7 protein-coding genes are annotated in these 5,911 nt (G+C 68.7%); 5 read left to right on the top strand and 2 right to left on the bottom strand.

Features of this window, described 5'->3' with window-relative positions:
- Positions 1 to 183: 183 nt before the first annotated feature.
- The 3 genes from FNH05_RS30035 to groL all read left to right on the top strand — a co-directional run bounded on the left by FNH05_RS30035 (position 184) and on the right by groL (position 2,923).
- A complete protein-coding gene (locus tag FNH05_RS30035; protein ID WP_144592224.1) occupies positions 184 to 585 on the top strand; it encodes a hypothetical protein in 402 nt (133 codons plus the stop codon).
- Between the two features lie 348 nt (positions 586 to 933).
- On the top strand, positions 934 to 1,227 hold the full coding sequence (gene groES / locus FNH05_RS30030; protein ID WP_027940937.1) for a co-chaperone GroES: 294 nt from the start codon (positions 934 to 936) through the stop codon (positions 1,225 to 1,227).
- A gap of 76 nt (positions 1,228 to 1,303) precedes the next feature.
- On the top strand, positions 1,304 to 2,923 hold the full coding sequence (gene groL, locus FNH05_RS30025) for a chaperonin GroEL (protein ID WP_144592223.1): 1,620 nt from the start codon (positions 1,304 to 1,306) through the stop codon (positions 2,921 to 2,923).
- Positions 2,924 to 3,004: 81 nt separating this feature from the next.
- Here the strand turns inward: groL and FNH05_RS30020 are convergent, their stop codons facing one another.
- The gene (locus FNH05_RS30020; protein ID WP_144592222.1) at positions 3,005 to 3,745 is read right to left on the bottom strand and encodes an SDR family NAD(P)-dependent oxidoreductase; all 741 of its coding nucleotides are present in this window, start codon (positions 3,743 to 3,745) and stop codon (positions 3,005 to 3,007) included.
- A gap of 92 nt (positions 3,746 to 3,837) precedes the next feature.
- Here FNH05_RS30020 and FNH05_RS30015 point away from each other — a divergent pair, with 92 nt between their 5' ends.
- Positions 3,838 to 4,449, top strand: coding sequence for a TetR/AcrR family transcriptional regulator (locus tag FNH05_RS30015; protein WP_186382804.1), 612 nt, complete (start codon positions 3,838 to 3,840; stop codon positions 4,447 to 4,449).
- Positions 4,450 to 4,474: 25 nt separating this feature from the next.
- Here FNH05_RS30015 and FNH05_RS30010 read toward each other — a convergent pair whose 3' ends face one another.
- Entirely contained in the window at positions 4,475 to 4,777 is a 303-nt protein-coding gene (locus FNH05_RS30010) for a WhiB family transcriptional regulator (protein ID WP_144592221.1), read from the bottom strand.
- A 225-nt stretch (positions 4,778 to 5,002) separates the two neighbouring features.
- On the opposite strand from FNH05_RS30010, the gene FNH05_RS30005 reads away from it, so the two are divergent.
- Positions 5,003 to 5,911 (top strand): MerR family transcriptional regulator (locus FNH05_RS30005; protein WP_144592220.1); only part of this gene is annotated, 909 nt, incomplete at its 3' end.

Genomic DNA, 5,911 nt, shown 5'->3' with positions numbered 1-5,911 from the left:
GCGGTGGAGGCCTGATCGAGCACCCGATGCTGCTGGCCGCACTCGCGGGGCGGTAGGACTCGTTGGCGGCAATAACCTGACATCACGGATTCGCGCGAAACAGACACGCCCTCCGGTCATTGATCCGTTGTCGACCAATGGCCGGAGGGCGCACCAATACCGAGAGCAGACCGAGGAACCACCATGTCGGCCGGATCTGGCGAAGAAGCAGGCAAAGAGCCACTGAGTGACTTGATCGACGATCTCATTCAGCAACTCATGAAAGAACCCTCACGTGCACCGAAGGAGGCGGCATACGAGCAGGACCCGCTGGGCGCGGCGCTGACGGAAGCGGCCATCGCGTCGCTCTCTCGGCCGGTGTCGCGGACATCGACTTTCGAGCAACTTCTGATCTCGCAGGCCATCGCCTCGGCCCTGGCCGAATCGTTGGCACCGGCGTTGGCGAAGGCGCTGACCCCGGAAATCATGAAGGCCTTCGGGCAGACCTCCAATGCCGAGCAGCATCACAAGCGGCCGGCCTCCTCGGGCGGCTCGCCGGAGACGGCCAGGCAACAGGGGAACCAGGGCCAGGGCCGTCCCCGGTGACTCGCCGGGACGCCGCAGAGGACGATCAAGGCGCGCCGCCGGTTGCGGCGCGCCTTGATCGTCCTGTGTGAGGGGTGGGTCCTTCGATCGCCGAGCCCGGCCCGCGGCCGGGGTGCCCGCCCGGCGAGTCGTCTCCTTCCGGCGCCCGCGGACCCGCCGGTCATGCTCGCCGCCGACACGTTCCGGCATCGCAAACCGGCCCTGCTTGCACGGCTAGCACTCGCGTGGCTAGAGTGCTAATTGCACGGCACCGCACACGCCCCGGCACCCGCGACGGCGGGGGTGGTAGGCGCCGAAACCAGAGTAAGTACCTGCCAACGCTTTCGACGACCCGTGGAGGTCAACCCGGTGAGCGTGAACATCAAACCGCTCGAGGACAAGATCGTTGTCCAGACGAGCGAGGCCGAGGAGACGACGGCTTCCGGTCTCGTCATCCCTGACACCGCTAAGGAAAAGCCCCAGGAGGGCAAGGTTCTGGCCGTGGGCCCGGGCCGCGTGGACGACAAGGGCAACCGCATCCCGGTGGATGTCAAGGTCGGCGACGTCGTCATCTACTCCAAGTACGGCGGCACCGAGGTCAAGTACAACGGTGAGGACTACTTGATCCTGTCCGCTCGCGACGTGCTGGCCGTCGTCAACTGACATCGGCGCATGTACGAACGCCCCGGGCCCCGCTTAGCCGGGGGCCGGGGCGTTCTGCTGTCTGGAGAGGATCCGAATGGCTAAGCAGATCAACTTCAACGAGGACGCGCGCCGGGCGCTCGAGCGTGGTGTCAACAAGCTGGCCGACGCGGTCAAGGTGACCCTCGGCCCGCGCGGTCGGCACGTGGTGCTCGACAAGAAGTTCGGCGGCCCGACGATCACGCTCGACGGCGTGACCGTCGCGCGTGAGATCGACCTGGAGGACCCGTTCGAGAACCTGGGTGCCCAGCTCGCCAAGAACGTCGCCACCAAGACCAACGACGTCGCCGGTGACGGCACCACCACGGCCACCGTGCTGGCGCAGTCCCTGGTGAAGGTCGGCCTGCGCAACGTGGCCGCCGGTGCCAACCCGACCGCGCTCGGCCGCGGTATCGAGGCGGCCGCGGACAAGGTCGTCGAGGTGCTCAAGAGCAAGGCCACTCCGGTCAAGGGGCGCGACAACATCGCCCAGGTCGGCACCGTCACCTCGCGGGACGCCACCATCGGCGCCCTGCTCGGCGAGGCGGTGGAGAAGGTCGGCGAGGACGGCGTGATCACCGTGGAGGAGTCCTCCACGCTGGCCACCGAACTCGAGATCACCGAGGGGGTGCAGTTCGACAAGGGCTACCTGTCGGCGCACTTCGCGACGAACCCCGAGGAACAGCGGGCGATTCTGGAGAACGCCTACGTGCTGCTGCACCGCGAGAAGATCTCCGCGCTGGCGGATCTGCTCCCGGTGCTGGAGAAGGTCGTCGAGGCCAAGCGGCCGCTGCTGATCATCGCGGAGGACGTCGACGGCGAGGCCCTGTCCACCCTGGTGGTCAACGCGCTGCGCAAGACGATCGTCGCGGTCGCGGTCAAGGCGCCGTTCTTCGGTGACCGCCGCAAGGCGTTCATGGACGACCTCGCCGTCATCACCGGCGCGCAGGTCATCTCCTCGGAGATCGGCCTCAAGCTGGCCGACGTCGCCCTGGACTCGCTGGGCACCGCCCGGCGGATCGAGATCACCAAGGACACCACGACGATCGTGGAAGGCGCGGGCACCAAGGCCGACATCGACGCCCGCATCGCCCAGATCCGCAAGGAGATCGAGACCACCGACTCCGACTGGGACCGGGAGAAGCTGCAGGAGCGGCTGGCCAAGCTCGGCGGCGGCGTCGCGGTGATCAAGGTCGGCGCGGCTACCGAGACCGAGCTGAACGAGCGCAAGCACCGCATCGAGGACGCCGTGGCCTCCACCAAGGCGGCCGTCGAGGAGGGCATTCTGCCCGGCGGTGGTTCCGCGCTCGTGCACGCGGTCAAGGAGCTGTCCTCGCTGGAGAGCGAGTTCAGCGGTGACGAGGCGACCGGTGTCCGGATCGTGCGCGACGCGCTCACCGCGCCGCTGTTCTGGATCGCCACCAACGCCGGTCACGAAGGCGCGGTCATCGTGAACAAGGTCCAGGAGCAGGGTTGGGGCCACGGCTTCAACGCCGCCACCGGCGAGATCACCGACCTGATCGCGGCCGGGATCGTCGACCCGGTGAAGGTCACCCGCTCCGCGGTGGCCAACGCCGCCTCCATCGCCCGGCTGGTGCTCACCACGGAGAGCTCCGTGGTGGACAAGCCGGTCGAAGAGGACAACGCGGCCGGTCACGGTCACGGCCACGCCCACTGATCGGGGCAGCCGAACCGGAAGGGAGCTTTGGGCGAACCAAAGCTCCCTTCTTCTTTTCCTTCTTCTCCCGCGTTTCGCCGGTCAGGCGTTGGTGCCGCCGTCGACGGTGACGGTGGAGCCGGTGATGAACCGGCCGCCCGGGCCCGCGACGTGCGCGACGGTGGCGGCGATGTCGGCGGGCTCGGCATGGCGGCCGATCGCGGACAGCGCCAGGACCTGCTGGGCGCGCGGCCCGTCCGCCGGATTCATGTCCGTGTCGGTGGGCCCGGGTGCGACGAGCACCGCGGCGATCCCCCGTGGTCCGAGATCCCTGGCCAGTCCGCGGGTGAGTCCGCTCAGTGCCGCCTTGCTCGCCGCGTAGAGGCTCATGCCCGGGCCGGGCAGCCGTTCGCCGAGGGTGCTGCCGATGGTGATGATCCGGCCGCCCTCTCCCAGGTGGGCGAGCGCCGCCTGCACGGCGACGAACACCGAGCGCACGTTCACCGCGAGCGTGCGGTCGATGTCGGCGAGCGACAGCGTGCCGATGGTTCCCCGGGGGAAGATTCCGGCGTTGTTGACCAGGATGTCCAGCCCGCCCAGTGCGGAGGCGGCCTGGCCGACGGCCGCCGTCACGGCCGCCGCGTCCGCGCTGTCGGCCTGGATCGCGATGGCCTTGCGGCCCAGTTCACCGATCCTCGCGACCGTCTCGTCCGCGCGGTCGCGGTTCTTTTCGTAGGTGATGGCGACGTCGGCGCCGTCCTGGGCCAGGCGGAGTGCGATCGCGGCGCCGATGCCCCGGCTGCCGCCGGTCACCATCGCGACCTTCCCTTCGAGTGCGGGCACGGAAGCTCCATTTCTGTAGTAGTCGATACAAAATTAGGGAGGCCACCGTCGGTCGTCAAGGGTTTTTGTGCCGGCCGATATAGAATCGGTCCGTGTCCCCCCGAGGCAGGCCCCGTGCCTTCGACCGCGACGAAGCGCTCGACAAGGCCATGCGCCTGTTCTGGGAGCGCGGGTACGAGGGCACCTCGCTGGCTGATCTGACCACGGCGATGGGGATCAACTCGCCCAGCCTGTACGCGGCCTTCGGGGGTAAGGAGGCCCTGTTCCACGAGGCCGTCGGCCGCTACCGTCGCGAGTTCGGCCACGGCATCCCGGAGGACGGGACGGCGCGCGAGGCGGTGGCGGAGTGGCTGCGGGCCTCGGCTCGCGACTTTGCCGACCGGCACCATCCGCCCGGCTGCATGATCGTTCTCAGCGGAATCAACCACACCGAACGAAACGGGTCCGTTCGCGAATTCCTCTCCGCGCGCCGACGGGAAAACCTTGAATCACTTCGCGCCCGTCTGGCGGCGGCGGTCGCCGGGGGCGAAATCCCGGAAACCGCCGATCTTGACGGTATGGTCCGGTTTTACGGGACCGTGCTGCATGGTCTGTCGATTCAGGCGCTCGACGGCGCCAGTGAACATGAAATGCTTTCGACAGTGGCGGACGCGATGAGTTGCTGGCCGCGTTTCGTGCAGGAAGAAGGGGTGGCGTCCGGATGAACGCCACCCCTTCCTTCCTGCCCCCTCACTGGCCGGAGAGACTCAGTTGGCGCTTGCCGGTCTTGAGGATGCTCTCGCGCTCGGACTCGGACAGTCCGCCCCAGATGCCGTAGGGCTCGTGCACGGCCAGTGCGTGCTCGCGGCACAGACGCAGTACCGGGCAGGTCTGGCAAATCGCCTTCGCCCTGGCCTCGCGCCTCGCCCTGGCCGGCCCACGCTCGCCGTCGGGATGGAAGAAGGCTCCACTGTCCATTCCTCGGCAGGCCCCCTCCAGCTGCCAGTCCCAGATATCGGCGTTGGGGCCTGGAAGCCTGCGCGTGTCTGCCATCGTGACCGCCTCCGTTATTCGGTCTGTGACCCTCGTAGTTGCGGTGTGACTACTCCATTTGGCGCAACGGCGGTAACGTTAGAAGCGCGTCAATAGTTGTTCAAGGGAAAAGATCGGATTCAGCCGTTAGGTATCCCCCGCAAGCGTGAGAATGCCTCCTTTTTCCACTCGCCACGCATAAGCCTGCGGTTGCTGGGTACTCCCGGCTGCCCCATATTGGGCCGAATGAATGGCGCTGGCCGTGCCGGCCGAACGGAGGCGACGCTGCCCGTGGCCGTGGTGGCCCGGCGGCTTGGCATAGCCCCGTCCACACTGAGAACCTGGGACCGGCGGTACGGGCTGGGGCCCACCGGGCACACCGGCGGCAAGCACCGGCGCTACGGCCCCGAAGACGTCGACCGGCTCGAACTCATGCAACGGGCCCTGCTCGCCGGGGCCTCGACGGCCGAGGCCGCACGCTATGCGCTCGAAGCCGTCCTGCCCGTCCAGCAAGGCTCCGGGGAGCGCGTCGCGTCCGGGGAAGTGGTGCTCGACCGCTCGGTGGCCCGGCGGCTGCGGGCCGCGGCGCTGGCCATGGACGGTCCTGCCGTGCAGCGGACGCTCGCGGAGTCGATCGCCGAGGCCGGGGTGCTCGAAGCCTGGGAGAACGTGATCGAGCCCGTGGCCACCGCCTTCGAGTCCGGCTGGGACGGCGAGCAGGAAGGTGCCGACGCCGGTTACCTGTTCGCCGAATGCGTCCTCGCCGCGCTCGTCCGCGCCACCCCGGTGCCCGCGGCCATCCGCAATCAGCGTCCCGTGCTCATCACCGGCCTGCCCGCTGGCCGCGTGAACCTGCCGCTGTACGCGCTGACCGCCTGTCTGGCCGAGCGGCGCATCAGCACCCGGCTCTTCGGCACGACCCCGCCGCGGGAGGTACTGGCGGCCGCGGTCCGGCACACCGCTCCCGCCGCGGTGGTGCTGCACGCCGGCGAGGCAGGGCAGGCCGACACCGCGGTGTTCGTCCGGCTGTCGCGCGGCCGCCTGCGTACCCGGCTGTTCGCGTGGGGAGCGGGCTGGGCGGGGGTTCCCCTGCCGCCCAAGGTCGAGCCGCTGACCGATCTTCTGTCCGCCGCCGAGAGTCTCGAATACGTCCTC

The organism is Amycolatopsis rhizosphaerae (assembly GCF_007713715.1).
Taxonomy (GTDB): Bacteria; Actinomycetota; Actinomycetes; order Mycobacteriales; family Pseudonocardiaceae; genus Amycolatopsis_E; species Amycolatopsis_E rhizosphaerae.
The sequence above is the reverse complement of the archived record's forward strand: the minus strand, read 5'-3'. Positions and strand labels throughout refer to the sequence as shown.

Bases quoted from the DNA above. Each gene is read 5' to 3' on its own strand.
- FNH05_RS30035 (WP_144592224.1), top strand. From the start codon at position 184: ATGTCGGCCGGATCTGGCGAAGAAGCAGGCAAAGAGCCACTGAGTGAC.
- groL (WP_144592223.1), top strand. From the start codon at position 1,304: ATGGCTAAGCAGATCAACTTCAACGAGGACGCGCGCCGGGCGCTCGAG.
- FNH05_RS30010 (WP_144592221.1), bottom strand. From the start codon at position 4,777: ATGGCAGACACGCGCAGGCTTCCAGGCCCCAACGCCGATATCTGGGAC.